General features: G+C 44.1%; 18 protein-coding genes. 10 read left to right on the forward strand and 8 right to left on the reverse strand.

Features of this window, described 5'->3' with window-relative positions; genetic code table 11:
• Positions 1-6: 6 nt before the first annotated feature.
• Complete coding sequence (locus tag C5O00_RS00605; protein WP_105213992.1) at positions 7-888, forward strand: SDR family oxidoreductase; 882 nt, start codon at positions 7-9, stop codon at positions 886-888.
• Positions 889-967: 79 nt separating this feature from the next.
• Here the strand turns inward: C5O00_RS00605 and C5O00_RS00610 are convergent, their stop codons facing one another.
• Positions 968-2,119 (reverse strand): hypothetical protein, encoded by a 1,152-nt coding sequence (locus tag C5O00_RS00610; RefSeq protein WP_105213994.1) that lies wholly within the window; start codon positions 2,117-2,119, stop codon positions 968-970.
• A 138-nt stretch (positions 2,120-2,257) separates the two neighbouring features.
• Between C5O00_RS00610 and C5O00_RS00615 the strand changes: the two genes are divergently transcribed.
• The 6 genes from C5O00_RS00615 to C5O00_RS00640 all read left to right on the forward strand — a co-directional run bounded on the left by C5O00_RS00615 (position 2,258) and on the right by C5O00_RS00640 (position 7,706).
• Positions 2,258-3,022 (forward strand): ParA family protein, encoded by a 765-nt coding sequence (locus C5O00_RS00615; RefSeq protein ID WP_105213996.1) that lies wholly within the window; start codon positions 2,258-2,260, stop codon positions 3,020-3,022.
• Between the two features lie 6 nt (positions 3,023-3,028).
• Entirely contained in the window at positions 3,029-3,928 is a 900-nt protein-coding gene (locus C5O00_RS00620; protein ID WP_105213998.1) for a ParB/RepB/Spo0J family partition protein, read from the forward strand.
• Positions 3,918-4,514 carry a DUF5683 domain-containing protein gene (locus C5O00_RS00625; RefSeq protein ID WP_105214000.1) on the forward strand — a complete coding sequence of 199 codons (597 nt, stop codon included), beginning with the start codon at positions 3,918-3,920 and terminating at the stop codon, positions 4,512-4,514. The genes C5O00_RS00620 and C5O00_RS00625 overlap by 11 nt, the downstream gene beginning before the upstream one ends.
• Positions 4,511-5,212, forward strand: coding sequence for a 4-hydroxy-tetrahydrodipicolinate reductase (dapB, locus tag C5O00_RS00630; protein WP_105214002.1), 702 nt, complete (start codon positions 4,511-4,513; stop codon positions 5,210-5,212). The genes C5O00_RS00625 and dapB overlap by 4 nt, the downstream gene beginning before the upstream one ends.
• Before the next feature lie 48 nt (positions 5,213-5,260).
• Entirely contained in the window at positions 5,261-6,835 is a 1,575-nt protein-coding gene (gene lepB / locus C5O00_RS00635) for a signal peptidase I (protein ID WP_105214004.1), read from the forward strand.
• A gap of 292 nt (positions 6,836-7,127) precedes the next feature.
• A complete protein-coding gene (locus C5O00_RS00640) occupies positions 7,128-7,706 on the forward strand; it encodes a WbqC family protein (protein ID WP_244593006.1) in 579 nt (192 codons plus the stop codon).
• Positions 7,707-7,714: 8 nt separating this feature from the next.
• Here C5O00_RS00640 and C5O00_RS00645 read toward each other — a convergent pair whose 3' ends face one another.
• The 7 genes from C5O00_RS00645 to C5O00_RS00675 all read right to left on the reverse strand — a co-directional run bounded on the left by C5O00_RS00645 (position 7,715) and on the right by C5O00_RS00675 (position 13,918).
• Positions 7,715-8,737: an endonuclease/exonuclease/phosphatase family protein gene (locus C5O00_RS00645; protein ID WP_105214008.1), complete on the reverse strand. Its 1,023-nt coding sequence runs from the start codon at positions 8,735-8,737 to the stop codon at positions 7,715-7,717.
• A 23-nt stretch (positions 8,738-8,760) separates the two neighbouring features.
• Positions 8,761-9,582 (reverse strand): rhomboid family protein, encoded by an 822-nt coding sequence (locus C5O00_RS00650; RefSeq protein ID WP_244593007.1) that lies wholly within the window; start codon positions 9,580-9,582, stop codon positions 8,761-8,763.
• A gap of 50 nt (positions 9,583-9,632) precedes the next feature.
• Positions 9,633-10,370: a rhomboid family intramembrane serine protease gene (locus C5O00_RS00655; RefSeq protein ID WP_105214012.1), complete on the reverse strand. Its 738-nt coding sequence runs from the start codon at positions 10,368-10,370 to the stop codon at positions 9,633-9,635.
• Entirely contained in the window at positions 10,371-12,224 is a 1,854-nt protein-coding gene (gene mutL, locus C5O00_RS00660; protein ID WP_105214014.1) for a DNA mismatch repair endonuclease MutL, read from the reverse strand.
• A 6-nt stretch (positions 12,225-12,230) separates the two neighbouring features.
• Complete coding sequence (locus C5O00_RS00665; protein ID WP_105214016.1) at positions 12,231-12,524, reverse strand: hypothetical protein; 294 nt, start codon at positions 12,522-12,524, stop codon at positions 12,231-12,233.
• Between the two features lie 128 nt (positions 12,525-12,652).
• Complete coding sequence (gene ribH, locus C5O00_RS00670) at positions 12,653-13,150, reverse strand: 6,7-dimethyl-8-ribityllumazine synthase (protein WP_105214018.1); 498 nt, start codon at positions 13,148-13,150, stop codon at positions 12,653-12,655.
• Positions 13,151-13,153: 3 nt separating this feature from the next.
• On the reverse strand, positions 13,154-13,918 hold the full coding sequence (locus tag C5O00_RS00675) for a tetratricopeptide repeat protein (protein ID WP_105214020.1): 765 nt from the start codon (positions 13,916-13,918) through the stop codon (positions 13,154-13,156).
• A gap of 149 nt (positions 13,919-14,067) precedes the next feature.
• Between C5O00_RS00675 and recF the strand changes: the two genes are divergently transcribed.
• From recF to C5O00_RS00690, 3 genes are read left to right on the forward strand one after another with little or no spacing between them, the layout of a single operon-like run.
• Complete coding sequence (gene recF, locus C5O00_RS00680; protein WP_105214022.1) at positions 14,068-15,147, forward strand: DNA replication/repair protein RecF; 1,080 nt, start codon at positions 14,068-14,070, stop codon at positions 15,145-15,147.
• 26 nt (positions 15,148-15,173) lie between these two features.
• Positions 15,174-15,608, forward strand: a complete 435-nt coding sequence (locus C5O00_RS00685; RefSeq protein ID WP_105214024.1) for a hypothetical protein — start codon at positions 15,174-15,176, stop codon at positions 15,606-15,608.
• On the forward strand, positions 15,550-16,347 hold the full coding sequence (locus C5O00_RS00690) for a DNA alkylation repair protein (protein WP_212390063.1): 798 nt from the start codon (positions 15,550-15,552) through the stop codon (positions 16,345-16,347). The genes C5O00_RS00685 and C5O00_RS00690 overlap by 59 nt, the downstream gene beginning before the upstream one ends.
• The last annotated feature ends 1,261 nt before the right edge of the window (positions 16,348-17,608 follow it).

Consider the following 17,608-nt stretch of genomic DNA (forward strand, 5'->3'; position numbering starts at 1 on the left):
CAAAGAATGGATCTAAAGGCTAAAATGCTACGAGACGATGCGCTAAAAGGAAAAACTATTGTTGTTACTGGTGGTGGCAGCGGCTTGGGTAAGTCCATGACCACCTACTTCCTCGAATTGGGCGCCAATGTGGTGATCACCTCCCGAAATCTGGAAAAACTACAAACGGTTAAGCAGGAACTGGAAGCTGAAACGGGAGGAAAAGTTCTCCCTGTACAGTGCGATGTGCGGCATTACGACCAGGTGGAAGCCATGGTGGAAGCCTCTGTAAACGAATTTGGAACGGTGGATGTGCTGCTTAACAATGCCGCCGGGAATTTCATCTCCCCTACCGAAAGACTTTCGGCTAACGCCTTCGATACCATAATCGACATCGTCCTGAAAGGTACCAAGAATTGTACTTTGGCCTTCGGAAAACACTGGATCGATAAAAAAGAAACCAATAAAACGGTACTAAATATTGTTACCACATACGCCTGGACCGGCTCGGCCTACGTAGTGCCCAGCGCTACTGCCAAGGCAGGAGTTCTTGCGATGACAAGATCCCTGGCGGTGGAATGGGCTAAATACGGAATGCGCTTCAATGCCATAGCGCCAGGGCCTTTTCCTACAAAAGGTGCCTGGGACAGGTTGTTACCCGGTGACCTCAAGGAAAAATTCGATCTTGCCAAAAAAGTTCCCGTGAAACGCGTTGGGGAACATCAGGAATTGGCAAATCTGGCTGCTTACCTCGTTTCCGACTTCTCCGCGTATATCAATGGAGAGGTGGTTACCATAGACGGCGGTGAATGGCTAAAAGGAGCCGGCCAGATGAATATGCTTGAAGAAATCCCCCAGGAAATGTGGGATATGCTTGAGGCCATGATCCGGGCTAAGAAAAGTAAGTGATTCTGAAGTACTGAAAGGTAATAATACTGCAATTACTGATTTATTAGGACGACCACATCCATATACAAATTCTCTAGGGCTATAGTTTCTGAAGGGCCTTTAGATGCTCATCCATTTCCCGGTCGTAAACGTAGATAAACAATACGGCCATCATATCCCTAAATCCGTCGGAAGGATTATAAGTGTGAAGCTGTAATTCGTACTCATGATCGGCATAGAGCGGCAATCCCTCCTCGCTGGAATAAGTGGATACATCCTTCAACCCGATCTTCTCATCGTAATTCTCGCAATTGATAGTATACACTGCTCTGTTTGCAGTGAGGTCGTAGAGAGTGAATTTCTGCGCATCGGGATGCAGATGCGCCGCCATGGCATGTATGGTGGTATTCTCGGTTAATCGTAATTGATAGGTAACATTGAATTTATAGAGATGTTCTCCCTTGGGCAACACCCAGTGAGCTGCATAGCGTACGCCATCCTCGTTGGGAAAGGAATGATTTTTCAGATCCAGGGGTAAGCAGAGGTTGGGGGCGTCACTTTGTTCGGGGTTATCCGGGTTTTCTCTGTTGTAATCCTGTAACAACACCAGGGCCTTGGGAACAAGTGGTTTTAGATTCGCTTCTGCGGGTTTTGTACTGAATTCGATCTTGTGTTTCACCTTGAAAAAGGCATCCTCTATATTGTGGTTAAGCGTCCTGGAGGCGATGATAAATGCATCTTTATCGGCTACGGGAAACCCGAACCCCTCCGGAAAGTTCAGTTGGTTGATACCGTTGGACAAAGTGCCCAACCTGGGATACTGGCTGTTAATGCGTTTAGGAAGTTTTAGGTTTTTATAATGAACTCCGTTAAAGAAATCGATATTGGTATGGCAAAGAAAATCGTTGTTGTGTTCCTGTGTTCCCTCGCGGAAAACTTCGGCTTTAAATCCGGTGATCCACTTTATACCAGAATCGCCCGAATTAAGCTCAAGGTTAAGGATAGCCTGTGGCCCATCCATGGATTGATAAATATTATCAACAAGCAGCTCCGGGGATTCTAATTGCACACTGCTGTCATTTTCCATGATCTCCCAGTCGTGATCGATAATTCTCAAGCCGTGAAGCAATCGTGTTTTTACGATGGCCTTATGACGGTTAGATAGCTGAGAATACCATATCCCGGCGGTGATCAGGCCCAGAAGAAAGGCTAATCCTAAGTATTTCAGTTTGAAAAATCTACGTAGCCGCACCTTACCAATTGTTTGAAGCTAATATACGGATTATGACGCATTGCGCTATTTGTAAGAATTGTTCACTTTCTGTTAACAAAATTGATTTCCTATCCCCATAATTAATCGTATTTTTAGTGCTAAATTATAACGAACCTGATGGGTAAAATAATTGCTATTGCAAACCAAAAAGGGGGGGTAGGAAAAACGACGACTTCGGTTAATCTGGCGGCATCCCTTGGTGTATTAGAAAAGAAAGTTTTATTGATTGATGCAGATCCCCAGGCAAATGCAACCTCCGGGCTTGGAATTGATGTAGAGCAGGTGGAGCACGGAACCTATCACCTGATCGAACATACAGTGTCTGCAAAGGACGCCATCGTATCGACTAGTTCTCCCAACCTGGATCTTATCCCGGCTCATATAGATCTGGTGGCCATTGAGATAGAACTTGTAGATAAAGACAAGAGGGAATATATGCTGAAGAGCGCTATAAGCGAATTGAAGGATGAGTATGACTACATTCTCATCGACTGCGCTCCGTCATTGGGTCTTTTAACGCTGAACGCTCTTACTGCGGCCGATTCGGTGATGATTCCTATTCAGTGCGAATATTTTGCCCTGGAAGGTCTTGGTAAACTCCTCAACACGGTAAAAAGTGTTCAGAAGATCCACAATCCCGAACTAGATATCGAGGGGCTATTGCTCACTATGTACGATTCGCGTTTACGTCTCTCTAACCAGGTAGTTGATGAAGTAAAGAAGCATTTCGATGAAATGGTGTTTAAAACAATCATTCAACGGAACGTTCGTTTAAGTGAAGCACCCAGCTACGGAGAAAGCATAATTAGTTATGATGCCGGTAGTAAAGGTGCCAATAATTACTTAAGTTTGGCACAGGAATTAATAGAAAAATACGCATAGGACGGTATGGCGAAGGCGACGAAAAAACAGGCATTAGGACGCGGACTCTCTGCATTACTCAAGGATCCGGCAAACGATATAAAATCTGCAGATGATAAGAATGCCGATAAGGTAGTTGGGAATATAGTAGAGCTGGAACTCGATACCATCGAGGTTAATCCTTTTCAGCCAAGAACCAGTTTCAACGAAGAATCCCTGCGCGAATTAGCCTCCTCTATTCGAGAGTTGGGCGTAATACAGCCTATTACAGTTAGAAAACTTGGCTTCAATAAATATCAGCTGGTAAGTGGTGAAAGACGATACAGGGCCTCAAAGCTTATCGGTCTTGATACCATCCCGGCTTACATCCGTATCGCTAACGACCAGGAATCCCTGGAAATGGCACTGGTGGAGAATATACAGCGGCAGGATCTCGATCCCATTGAAATAGCATTATCCTACCAACGTCTCATTGAGGAGATCCAGGTTACCCAGGAGGCCTTGAGCGATCGTGTGGGTAAGAACCGCTCTACCATAGCCAATTATCTCAGGTTACTCAAGCTAGACCCCATCATCCAGACTGGGATGCGCGACGGATTTATCTCTATGGGTCACGGGAGAGCACTCATTAATGTGGAGGATCTGGACCAACAGCTCGATATTTACGAGCAGATACTGAGCAAGAAACTTTCGGTTAGAGAAACTGAAAGCCTGGTACGAAGTATCAAAGGCCCTGAAACTGCTCCTAAAAGCAGTACGAAGTCACTACCCGCTTACGCTTCAGCAGCAAAAAAGGAACTTACAGACCTACTCGATAGCAAGGTTCAGCTAAAAGTAAATGGTTCGGGCAAAGGGCAACTTATAGTCCCATTTGCGAATAAAGAAGATTTTCTTCGAATTTTGAATCAGATAAAAGGTGAAAAGTAGGCTATTATACATCCTCTTCATACTTACTGCAACTTCACTTTTTGCGCAAACCCCCGATTCCCTGAACGTATCCAGGGAAGAAGTTCTCGTGGTACAGGACACCATCAATAACAAACAAAGTTACGACCCCCTTGCGCCTTCACGCGCTGCTTTCTATTCGGCGGTATTACCTGGTTTGGGACAGGCCTACAACAAGAAGTACTGGAAGATCCCCATCATCTACGCCGGGATGGCAACCGGGGTTTATTTCTATATCCAGAACGATAAGGATTACGACCGGTTCAGGGATGCCTATAAGCGTCGGCTTGCCGGCTTTACCGATGATGAGTTCTACGGATCCGGGACCACGCCTGTGATCTCGGACGACCGGCTGATAGACGCACAAATTTCGGCACAAAAAAATAAGGATATAAGTATCATCGTATCTCTGGCTTTTTACCTGGTGAATATTATCGATGCGAATGTGGATGCGCATTTGAGTCAGTATAACGTAAGCGACGACCTTACTTTGAGTCCGAACCTCTACGTAGACCCCATCAGTACCCAGGCAAATTACAGTCTCTCTTTTAAATTCAATTTAAAATGAAACTCGCACTATTGGGCTACGGAAAGATGGGAAAGACCATTGAACGACTGGCTGTTGAAGCCGGGCATGAGGTAGTATTTATCAAAGACAGGGCAAATGAACGTGGTGATCTGGCAGAAGCCGATGTTGCGATCGATTTTTCAACTCCTGAAGCTGCCATTGAAAATATATCCCGCTGTATTATGGACGGGATTCCCATTGTGAGTGGAACCACCGGCTGGCTGAAAGACTATGACAAAGTGCTAAACCTATGTGAAGAGCGTAACGGAAGTTTTATCTACGCGTCCAATTTCAGCATTGGGGTCAACTTGTTTTTCGGCTTGAATGAATATCTTGCCAAGCAAATGAGCTCCTGGCCTATGTACGATATTAACATAGAGGAAATACATCATACCGAGAAAAAAGATGCGCCAAGTGGTACTGCCATTAGCCTGGCCGAAGGGATCATAAAAAACACGGCTAAAGAGGCCTGGCAACTGGACGGGCAGGGTGATGCTGTTGTCCCAATCCATGCGAAACGAGAAGAAGATGTAAAGGGCACCCATGAGATCACCTATAGTTCGGAAATTGATACTATCTCTATAAAGCATGAGGCTCATAGCAGGGACGGATTTGCAAAAGGAGCCATCCTGGCTGCTCAGTGGCTTCAGAACAAGAAAGGGGTATTCGGGATGAAAGATGTCCTCGGAATTGAATAAAAACAAAACAACAATCCTGGAGGGGTTCCTTCAGAAAAAAAATAAAAAATGACGATAACAGGCTGGTTAATATTTATCCTCATACTACAGCTGGTTCACTTCTTAGGAACCTGGAAATTATATTTAAAAGCAGGTAGAAAGGCATGGGAGGCAGGCGTACCAATTTACAATGCCATTGTCCTGATGAAAATAATAAATCGGCCCTGGTGGTGGACGATACTACTTTTTATCCCGATCGTAAATCTCATTATGTTCCCGGTGGTCTGGGTAGAGACCATACGAAGTTTTGGTAGAAATAGTACTACAGATACGGTCCTGGTGCTGCTTACCCTTGGATTGTACATTTACTATATCAACTACACCCAAGATGTTACTTATATCGAAGACAGAAGTTTAAAACCAAGAACAAGTGCCGGCGAATGGGTAAGTTCGATACTGTTTGCCGTGGTTGCTGCAACCATTGTACATACTTATTTCATGCAGCCATACACTATTCCAACTTCCTCTTTGGAAAAGACCTTACTGGTTGGGGACTTTTTGTTTGTAAGCAAATTCCATTATGGAGCACGTACACCTATTACACCGGTATCTCTGCCAATGGTGCACGACACCATCCCCGTTTTAAAGACCCGCTCTTATGTAAAAGGCCCCGAATATCCGTATTTCAGGATCCCGGGATTCGAGGATATTGAGCGAAACGATATAGTGGTATTCAGCTGGCCGGTTGATACTTTGGTAGATATTCAGCGACCGTTCAAGGGTTCGTATATAAAGCCACTGGACAAGAAAACCAATTATGTAAAGCGTTGTGTGGGCTTACCCGGAGATTCTCTCGAGGTTAGGGACGGCTATGTGTTTATTAACGGAAAGGAGAACGATCTGCCGGACAGGGCGAAGCTGCAGTTTGGGTATTTTGTGAAGACCAGCGGACGAATTTCGGACGGGATCCTTAAAAATCGATACGATATTACAGACGACTACCAGTACTATCAGAACGACAATGTCTATTACTTTAAGGCAATATCTGACGAGGCCGCGAACAAACTACAGAATCACCCCAGTGTGATCTCCATGGAACGCGCCTTGGCACCTGCCGGGAAGTACGATCAGAATGCATTTCCTAACAACCCAAAGTATTCCTGGAACACCGATAATTTTGGTCCCATCTATATTCCTGAAGCTGGAAAAACGGTTGCCATTACGCCGGAGTCGATTCCGTTTTACCGGCAGATCATCGAAGTATATGAAGGCAGGGAATTGGGGATAGATAACAAGATAAGTCAGTCCGGAACCCAGGTTTTACTCAATGGGGAACCCATTACAGAGTACACCTTTAAAATGGACTATTACTGGATGATGGGAGACAACCGGAGTAATTCTCAGGACGCACGTATGTGGGGGTATGTACCTTTTAATCACGTGGTGGGGAAACCCGTGTTTGTATGGTTTAGCTGGAACAGTCACGGGCAGGGAATCTCGAACAAGATCCGCTGGAACAGGCTATTTACTACCGTAGGTGGTGAGGGAGAGCCGGTGTCCTACTTTAAATATTTCCTCATCCTCCTTGCAGGATGGTTTGTGTTCGATTTCTTCAGAAAAAGAAAGAAGAAAGCGAAGCGCTAACAAAGGTGGTGGAATTGTTGAGTTGAAGTAATTCAGGATATTCGGTTAAACAATGAACCTATCAATATTCTTTCGAGAAATTACTTGGTTGGCATCAATTTCCACCCGATTAAAAATTTGGATTGACATCCCGGCAACGAAGAGACCAGGTTGAAAAACCCACAAATTAGCTAAACGCATCAAGAAAATCACAACACAGTGAATAAGTCTGAATTCTACGTCCAACACATCAACGAATAAACGTATCGCACGTATACTTCTCCATCCCACCTATTTCCCTTCCATCTCGCATATGGTTGCGATAGTGGCGGCAGATGGCGTTGTGTTCGAGGTTCAGGATAATTACCAAAAACAAACCTACCGAAACCGCGCCTATATCGCTCATACTAACGGGCGTCTATTACTTTACGTCCCTGTAAAACACAGCCGTGGTGGTGACAGGCAAAAAACCCGGGATGTTGTTCCCGAAGATAGCTTTCCATGGCAGTCGCAGCACTGGAAGTCGTTACAAACCGCTTACCGCACCTCCCCTTTCTTCGAATATTATGAAGACGACCTCAGGCCTCTGTTCACCCGTCCGGTAGAAAAACTCTTGGATCACAACCTCAACATCTTCACCTTACTTTGTGATTTGCTGGGTATAAGTAAACCTGTGGAATTAACCACAAGTTTCGAGCTTAGTCCGTCCATTCCCGATTATCGATATCTGGTTGCAGCTAAAAAGGAGAAGGACTTTGATTTTCCTCCCTACACGCAGGTTTTAGAAGCGCATCACGGTTACCTGCCTAATTTGTCTGTGCTGGATCTCTTATTTAATGAAGGCCCAAATGCGCTACACTACCTGGAGGCACAAAAACTGGACACAATTTAAGACTTAGGTTAATCGGCTTTCACGGGCCAGCCAACGGTAGCCGAAACCGGGCTATGGTCTGAAAAGGTGTTCTCTACTGTTTCGAAGGTGATTACGTCGAACGATGGGGAGGTAAGGATATAATCGATCCGTACCGGGTAAAAATCGAACTTGAAAGTGGTGCCAATTCCGTTTCCTTTTTCCAAAAAACTATCTTTCATCCCGGCTTTAGCCTGCCTGTAGATATAGGAGAAAGGAGTATTATTAAAATCGCCGCACATTAGAACCGGGTAGGGTGAAGTTTTCTTATGCGCCAGTATCTCCTTTAACTGAATCTCCTGTTTAACAAAGGCTTGCGACATACGGGAACGTATCACTTCGGAATCGCCATCCTGTAAATAACCCATCTTAGGTAGTATCCCCAGGGATTGCAAATGGAGGTTATACACTCTTATCGTATCGCGTCCTTTTACAATATCGGCGTAGATACTGTTGTTGTAGGTTTTGTTGAAATCGAAGGCGCCCTTGTTCACGATCGGGTATTTAGAGAAGATGGCGTGACCCAGTTTATTCTTAGCGTGAAAATGAACAAATTTGTAAGGGTACTCGCTAAATTCGGAGCTATTGGGGTTATAATATTCCTGTATCGCGATCACATCCGGTTTTTGTTCCCGGATCATATTCGAGATAACCTCGGCAACACCAATACTGTCTACATCTTTCTCATAGGCATTGAAGAGGCGTACGTTATAAGAGAGGATCTTCAGGGATTGACGGTAGTCTTCTCTATCCCCTTCAGAAGAGATCTCTATAAACGGCCCGAAATGAAGATAGGCGATCACAAGGACCAGACCCGTTAGGATCATTTTCCTTTTCTTTCTGAATAACCAATAGATGAGGAAAATAAAATTGAGCAGGATTAGGGGGGAAACAGCTAAACTGGCAAGCGATAGTTGCGGGAAGTCTGATGGCGCCAGAAAAGGTACCACAAAACTCAATGCGAGAAGAAAAACGGACAATCTGCTGCCCCAAAGCATCAATTTATTTAGCATCCCCGGTTTATATTGGTTTCGTTTTATTCTTTCCTACCGGCCTTGAACAAAAAATCCTTTTCGGCTTTTGTAAGGCTGTCGTAACCACTCTTTCCTATTTTATCCAGAATGGCATCCACCTTCTTCTGGTGGTTGGATTTATCAAATTCTTTTGCGCCACCGCTCTTTTTTGGTGTTCGGTGTACTTTTTTAAATGGTTTCTGTTTTCTGGTTTTAAAGAGGTTTTCAAACCAATCCAGTATATTTTCAAACCACTTACCTATGTCGTTACCTTTTGCCAGTTGTACAGCATATACATAACCAAACACAGCGCCACCCAAATGGGCCAGAAGGCCGCCTGCGTTATCCGATGTAGATAACCGTATTAGATCTGCCAGTATAAGGAAAACGGCAATATGCCATAGTTTAATATTGAACATGAAAATTCGCAGCTGCGTATTGGGCGAATAAGTGGCGATAAACGCCATGAGGGCAGTTACCGCTCCCGAGGCGCCAAGCAGAAAACCGCGCTTGTTCTCGAAGACCGGAAATACATTATAAGACAATACAAAGAACAGCCCCCCGAAAATAGCGCCCAGCAAATAGATGGTTAAAAGCCTTTTACCCGAAAAGAGATTGAGGATGATCCGGCCAAACATATACAGCCATATCATATTAAACAGTATATGCAAGAAGCTAAAATGCACAAAACTGTAGGTAATAAAAGCCCAGGGTTGCAGGATGAATTCTGAAACTCCTTCCGGCAGCGTAAACCATTTGGTGAGATCGGCAGGGTTTAACTGCATAAAAAAGGCCGTAAGCCTGAATGCCAGGAACAGTACAGAGTTTATGATTATGAGTTTCATAACCATATCGGCCGTTTTGTATTTATATGTCAAACTCGAAGCTGCCATCGTCAATACAATCTGCTGTTGTCGAAACTATTCTTTTTCCAGTACCAGGCCATGATAAAACCAAAGAGTGCGCCACCTATATGTGCCCAATGGGCGATTCCCATAGCAGATCCAGTAAAGCCAAACACAAGGTCCATCACTATGAGTCCGGGTACGAAATACTTGGCCTTTATAGGGATAGGAAGGAAGATCAGCATCAATTCGATATTAGGGAACATAATGGCAAAGGCTACCAAAATACCATAAATTGCACCCGATGCCCCCACCGCAGGTATATTAAAACTTTCGGCCATGCGCTCTATAGAATCCATGGAAACCGATTCTAACACGGCCCTGGACCCTCCGTTATCGCCTGCCAGGTAATTGGCCAGTTCGGTAGGAGACCAACCTGCCTGTATCAAAGCCTCCGAAACAGTACTCACATTGTAATAGTTCACTAAGGAGTGTATAAGGGCTGCACCCAGGCCTGCCGAGAAATAAAAGAACAGGAATTTCTTTCGGCCCCAGCGCATTTCAAGCGGGGTTCCAAACGCCCAAAGGGCATACATATTAAAAAGGATATGCCATAAGCCGCCATGCATGAACATATGCGTGATAGGCTGCCAGATCTGGAAATTGGGATTATCGAAATAATAAAGTGAGAAGAGGCGGTACGCCACTTCCTGGTTCATCAAAGTACCCGCGAAAAAGATCACGTTTACAACGATCAAGACTTTTATGGTTTCAGATATTCTTCCCATCTACATAAAGCGTTTTTCAAGTTCTGTTACATCCAACGTAATTAATACAGGGGTATTGTCGGGAGACACGGTAGGTTCTTTACAAGCAAAGAGCCTGTTTACCAAATGTTCTCTCTCTTCCTTGTTTAAGGATGTTCCGCTTTTTATTGCCATGGCCCTGGCCATACTCTTAGCCAGCAGGTCGTTAAGGCTGAAACCGGCATCCGGGACATCATCTCGTATATCGGTGATCAATTGCTCGAGCACCGCGCCTGCGTTGGAATTGTTCAGGCCGACAGGGATTCCGCTTATGCTTATTTTTTCTTCTGAAAAGTCTTCAAACAAAAATCCTGTGTGTTCTAATTGCTCTTTCACCTTCCGAAGTATTTCAAGATCGGGCTTGGTAAGCGCTATTTCAAGGGGAAATAATAATTGCTGACTCACAGCTTCCTTCACTGTTATATTCCGAAGGAATTCCTCGTAAAGCACCCGTTGATGCGCCAAATGCTGATGTATCACCATCATCCCGCTTTTAATGGGGCTAATGATATATTTATTCTGAAGCTGAAAGCTAATTTGTGCCGTCTCGGTTTCCCCGGCTTCGAACATACGGCCGGTTACCTCCTCGCTTTCAAATTCTATCTGAGAGGCTGCTTCGGTTGAAGGCACCGCCTCAAAGTCGTCTTTTAACCCTACATATAGCGATTCCCATCCTGCCGATTTCTCTTTATAACCGGTGTAAGCTCCTCCTTTAGAGCCTCCCCCCGATTTGAACGGATTAAAATTCCTATCCACTTCGATGGTGGGTGCCACAGGGCTTTTCTTGCTGTATTCGTATGGAGTTTCGAAGCCAGCATCTTTATTGAAATCCAGTACCGGGGCAATACTAAACTGTCCCAGGCTGTGCTTTACCGTAGCTCTAAGCATGGCGTAAATAGCATGCTCATCGTCAAATTTGATCTCTGTCTTGGTAGGGTGAATATTGATATCTATAGAGGTAGGCTCTACTTCCAGGAAGAGAAAATAACCCGGATGCGTACCCTCCTTCACCAGGCCTTCAAAGGCCGACGAAACGGCATGATGCAGGTACGGACTCTTGATAAAACGGTCGTTCACAAAGAAGAACTGCTCTCCCCTGCTCTTTCGAGCATATTCGGGCTTGAGCACAAAGCCACTCACTTTTACTATTTCGGTTTCTTCCGAAACAGGAACCAGTTTCTCGTTGGTCTTATTTCCGAAGATATTTACAATACGCTGCCTGATATTACTCTCCGGCAGATTGAAGACATCACTTCCGTTATGGGTCATGGTAAATGCTACCTGCGGATGTGCCAGTGCCACACGATGAAACTCATCGATGATATGGCGGGTTTCTACAGGGTTGCTTTTCAGAAAATTTCTACGGGCAGGAATATTGTAAAACAGGTTCTTCACAGAAATAGTGGTTCCCTTTGCCACCACCTCTGCCTCCTGCGAAACCACCTTGCTACCTTCAATGCAAATGCGGGTTCCCACCTCGGTGGCCGCTGTACGGGATTTTAGTTCTACATGGGCAATGGCAGCAATGGAAGCCAACGCCTCCCCGCGAAATCCTTTGGTATGCAGGTTAAACAGGTCCTCTGCCGTTTTTATCTTGGAAGTGGCATGACGCTCGAAACTAAGACGGGCGTCTGTAGGACTCATTCCTATTCCGTTATCGGTTACCTGAACCAGGGTCTTTCCGGCATCTTTTACTACCAGGTTTATTTTAGTAGCCTGAGCATCTATGGCATTCTCCAGCAATTCCTTCACCACGGAAGCAGGACGTTGAACGACCTCTCCGGCAGCGATCTGATTAGCAACATGATCCGGTAAGAGCTGAATGATGTCTGGCATAGACAATTATTGTGTAAATATTGAAAAGTCGAAATCAATGATCCATAAGAATACCAGGATCAGTAATGCTACGATGATCAGTATCGTCCTGTTGAACTGCACATTTCCCCTGTTCCGCATATCCTTACGAGCCTCCCGCCAATGCGCCCCAAAATCGTTTTTGTTATAGGTATCGGCAAATTTGTCGAACTTGGTTCCAAACTCATATGGAGTGGTATCCTCGTCCTTTCCTTTGTAATACCGTGGCGTATAATTGTAACGATTGTTGGGCTTTATGCGCTTTAAAAAACTAATTTTCATAAGTACGGAATTAGATCAAAGGTACTTAAAAACCTGCGTTTTTTCACCTTTTTCACACGGCTTATTTTCAACAATTACCGTACCGAAAAATAGAAATGGAAGAAGTTAATTTTTAAATAATTGCCTGATTAAAAGCGGGCATCTTTACGTAGTTGTGCCATTTTGATGGCTGCAATGGCGGCTTCGGTACCTTTGTTTCCATGCTTTCCGCCGCTGCGTTCTATGGCCTGTTGCATGTTGTTATCGGTGAGTACACAAAAGATAACGGGGATGTCTCCCTGCACATTGAGGTCTTTAATTCCCTGGGAAACGGCCTCGCACACATAATCGAAATGTTTGGTCTCTCCCTGGATCACACTGCCTATTGCGATCACCGCATCCAGCATATCGTAGCTCTCGGTCATCTTCTTACAGCCGTACACAAGCTCGAAACTCCCCGGTACATTCCACCTAACGATGTTCTCTTTTATCCCACCGCAATCCAGGATAGCATCGAAGGCTCCCTGGAACATCCCGTTGGTGATGGCTGGATTCCATTCAGAAACAACGATCCCAAACCGAAAGTCCTTCGCGTTTGGGATCGTTGTTTTATCGTAAGACGATAAATTGTTATTCTTGGTTGCCATAGGCTACTGCATTGCTTCGGCCTTACCTGCGTAGATCTCGGCCTGTGCTGCTTCGATCGCATCGGGATAATTATCCGAAATGGCCTTGAAGTGTTTCAGGGCTACATCGGCTTTCCCAAGATCGAGCGCTGTCTTTCCTGCTTTCAGATGAAATCTTGGTGAGGTAACACCATTCTTTCGCATACTGGCGGCTTCTTCGTAATATTTTAAGGCTTCGTCATTTTGTCCCAACTGAACAAAAGCATCTCCAATGGCACCTTTGGCCAATGGCCCGGTCATTTCGTCATCTCCATCGTATTCATCCAGGTAGTTGATCGCCTGCTGGTAGTCCTTCAGATTCAATAAGGCCATCCCTGCATAGTATCTTGCGCGGTTCCCGGCACTGGTGCTTCCGTAGTTATCGATAATATCAAGGAAACCGTATTTACCTTCACCTCCGTTAAGAGCAAGGTTGTAAAGAGAATCTGTATCGGCAGATGCCAGAGCCTGCTCATAATACTCCTGAGCCTTGAACATTTCGTTGGTAGCTTCCACTTCCTTAGGTTCCTGGATGAACTGCTGATAAGCGATATATCCAAGTACGCATATCGCGATGGCTCCCACTACTCCCAAAATGTATTTCTGATTCTTCTCTACCCATGCCTCGGTGCGCGAAGCTCCTTCGTCCAGCGATTTGAATACTTCTGCCGTTGTGCTTCCATCTTCTATCTGCGCCTGCTTCTCAGCCTTATTTTTTGGTTTGTACCCTCTTTTCTTGTACGTTGCCATAATATCTTTTAATTGAGGGGCAAAAATATAATTTTTATTAGAATTTAAAAGTGAAAAAAGTGCTTATTTTTCAATAATTTGCAGCTTGTTTTCCCGAATTCTTCTGCTACATCCAAGGTTTCTGAATAATTCGCAACGCACTAGCTTTTATGATCTTACAATCTATAACCCTTCTTAATTACAAAAATTTCGAATCGGAGTCCTTCAACTTCGACCCGAGGATAAACTGTTTTGTGGGTAATAATGGCATAGGAAAGACCAATGTACTGGATGCGATCTATCATCTTTCCTTCGGAAAAAGCTACTTCAATCCTATTACGAGTCAGAATATAAAACACGGAGAGGATTTCTTCGTGATAGATGGGAAATATGAAAAGGACAACAAGGACGAAAAGATCGTGGTAAGCGCGAAAAAAGGCCAGAAGAAAATGATAAAACGCAACGGCAAGGCCTACGAGCGTTTTAGTGAACACATTGGTTTTCTGCCGGCGGTGATCATCTCCCCTGCCGATCGCGACCTTATCATCGAAGGAAGTGAGACAAGGCGAAAATTTGTAGACGGGGTGATCTCCCAAGGCGATGCTCAGTATCTACGGGATCTTATTAGCTATAATAAAGTGCTCTCCCAACGGAATTCCCTGCTGAAGTATTTCGCCGCTAACAACACCCACAACCAGGATACCCTGGATATCTATAACTCACAACTGGATGATTTCGGAACGAAGATCTACCAAAAACGAGTAGCCTTCCTGCAAGAATTCACCCCTATTTTCCTGAAACGCTACCAGGTGATAAGCAACAGTACAGAAACGGTGGACCTGGTGTATAAGAGTCAGCTGGAAGATGGCCCCCTCATCGATCTCTTAAAACAAAGCATCAATAAAGATAAGTTTACGCAGTACACCAACTTTGGGATACACAAGGACGATCTGTTGTTCCAGATAGAAGGGCATCCGGTGAAGAAATTTGGTTCCCAGGGGCAGCAGAAAAGTTACCTCATCGCACTAAAACTTGCGCAATTCGATTTCATTAAAGCGCATATTGGGCAATCGCCCATCCTGCTACTGGATGATATATTCGACAAATTGGACGAATCCCGGGTTTCCCAGATCATCAAACTGGTGGATGAGGAGAATTTCGGACAAATATTTATTAGCGATACCCACCCCGAGCGCACCGAAGAAGTTGTAAAGGAAGTTCACCAGAGCTATAAGATGTTCAGGTTGTAGGGGGTGATAAGTAAAATATTATAACTATGCACAGATTAATAAAATTCTCAAGTTTCCTGCTTCTTGTATTACTACTGTTGTCTTGCGGGCAGGATCCTGCCAACCAGAAGGCGAAACTTGGCGGGTATTGGGTTATAGAAAAAGTAGAGATGCCGGACGGCACAGAGAAGTTGTTCCAGTTGAGTACCACCATCGATTTTATAGAAGTAACCGGCGACTCGGGCGTACGGAAGAAAGTACAGCCGAAACTAGACGGCAATTTCCTGGCGAACGATGCTGCAGAAAAATTCCTGCTGAACATAGAGAACGACAGCCTGCATATGTATTACAAAACCCCGTTCGATAGTTGGAAGGAAACTGTGCTACAGGCACGTGATAGTGTGCTGGTGGTGTTGAACAGGGATGGAAAGATCTACAGCTACCGGAAATTTGCAGGTTTTTCTGCTTCAGAAACACCCTGAACCACCTACCAAAATTAATGCTATGGCCGATATGCAATTTCTTCTAATTGATATTAGGAACGACCTGAAAAACCGCGCCGATGAGAAGGTGAAGGAAAAGAGTCAGCGTTTTTTTAAGGGAGAGTTGAAATCGTATGGCCTGAGCAATCCCGACGTACATGCATTGTCGAAGTACTATTACAAGTTAATGGATTCACCTTCGGTGGAAGAGGTCTTCCAGCTATGCGAGTTGCTGTGGCATTCCGGCTATGCCGAAGAAGCCCTGATGGCCTGTGATCTTTCGTACTATGTAAAGAAACAGTACCAGGCGGCTCACTTAAAGCTGTTCGAATCCTGGATCGATAAGTACGTGAACAACTGGGCGTCCTGTGATGCGTTTTGTAATCATACGGTAGGGACGCTACTACAGAAATACCCCGACCTGCTTAGCGAGTTAAAAAGCTGGACTCGTTCGGAAAACCGCTGGATGCGGCGGGCTGCTGCGGTAAGTCTAATCGTCCCAGCCCGTAAAGGCAAGTTTTTTGGGGAGATCATAGAGATCGCCACTCTACTTTTGACAGATAGTGATTACCTGGTACAGAAAGGCTACGGCTGGATGTTAAAAGAAGCCAGTAAGGAGCATGAAGAGAAGGTTTTCGATTTCGTTATGGCGAACAAAGACGTAATGCCCAGAACCGCTTTGCGCTATGCTATTGAAAAAATGCCGAAAACGCTGAAGGAACAAGCTATGATGAAGTAGTTATATGTCTTTTTACTTCTTACTTCTTACTTCTCGCTCTTCACTACCAACTTCTTATTTTCTTCATTTTCTTTATTCATGCGTTAATATTGTTTTTGGAATCCATGAATGCTTCGCGTTAAACATGCAGTATAAGAACATTTCTTTTCTTAACCTTCTTTTTTGCATTGCCTTATTATTAACTTCATTTTCTTTATTCATGCGCTAATATTGTTTTAGGAATTCATGAATGCTTCGCATTTGTCTTGCCCAAAGAAATCGAAGATTCACGAGCACCTATTTATCAAATATTAAAGTGCGAGCTAAAACGAAGCAAAAGAAAGGGCACTTCGCTGAGGAATTTTTTGCCTTCAGCAAAAACCGCTCGAAAACTCCGCGTCGCTTCGCTCCTGAATCTCGAAGTTTTCTTCGCATATTCTGCACCGAAGACTTGCAGGGCTACGCCCTGACTTTTGTGAATTTAAGTAGATTCTTCTTTCACTTCTAACTATTAACTATTCACCACTCACTTCTCACCCCCTCACTGCTCAATAAAAAATATCAATAAACAATAATAAATAGCTCAACAGTAAATTCTTCTCACCACTCACTCCTTACAATCAACAAATCACAATACCCAAATAACAAATAATGATCAATATTCAATTTTCAAACCTAAGTATTGTGGAATTTAATTGAGATTTGGTGCTTGTTATTTGATTTTTCAATTTCAGCTCTGGACTTTTTTAGTTTAGATAAGGCCTCAATTCACCATTCACTCCCCACTATATAAAATTTAGTTCCGGCATAGCCGGAAAACTCCTCTTCGTTAGTATAGGTGAACAAAAGCTCCGAGATTCAGGAGCGAAGCGACGCGGAGTTTTGGAACCGGTTTCAAAACGCGAAAGACGTTTTGAAAATACCTTAGAAGAGGCCTCCTTTTTACTCCTTTTTTTTACTCACATCCCTAATATTAAACTTTTTGGTGTTCGTGAATCTACGATTTGGAGGAGCAAAAAAAAGGAAAAGAACAAAGATGATAGTTACTATCGTTCTATTAACTATTCACTTCTCACTCCCTCACTGCTCAATAAAAAATAGCAATAAGCAATAGAAAATAGCTCAACAGTAAATTCTTCTCACCAATCAATTCTCACTATCAGAATCCTTTCCAAAAAAATTATATCTTTACAGTTCTCCCTCAATAACGTAACACAAAACATATTGATATCCGGTGATTATTTATTGTATATAATCTAAATTTTGGTGGATATGATTAGTT

Source organism: Pukyongia salina (assembly GCF_002966125.1).
In the GTDB taxonomy this organism is placed as follows: domain Bacteria; phylum Bacteroidota; class Bacteroidia; order Flavobacteriales; family Flavobacteriaceae; genus Pukyongia; species Pukyongia salina.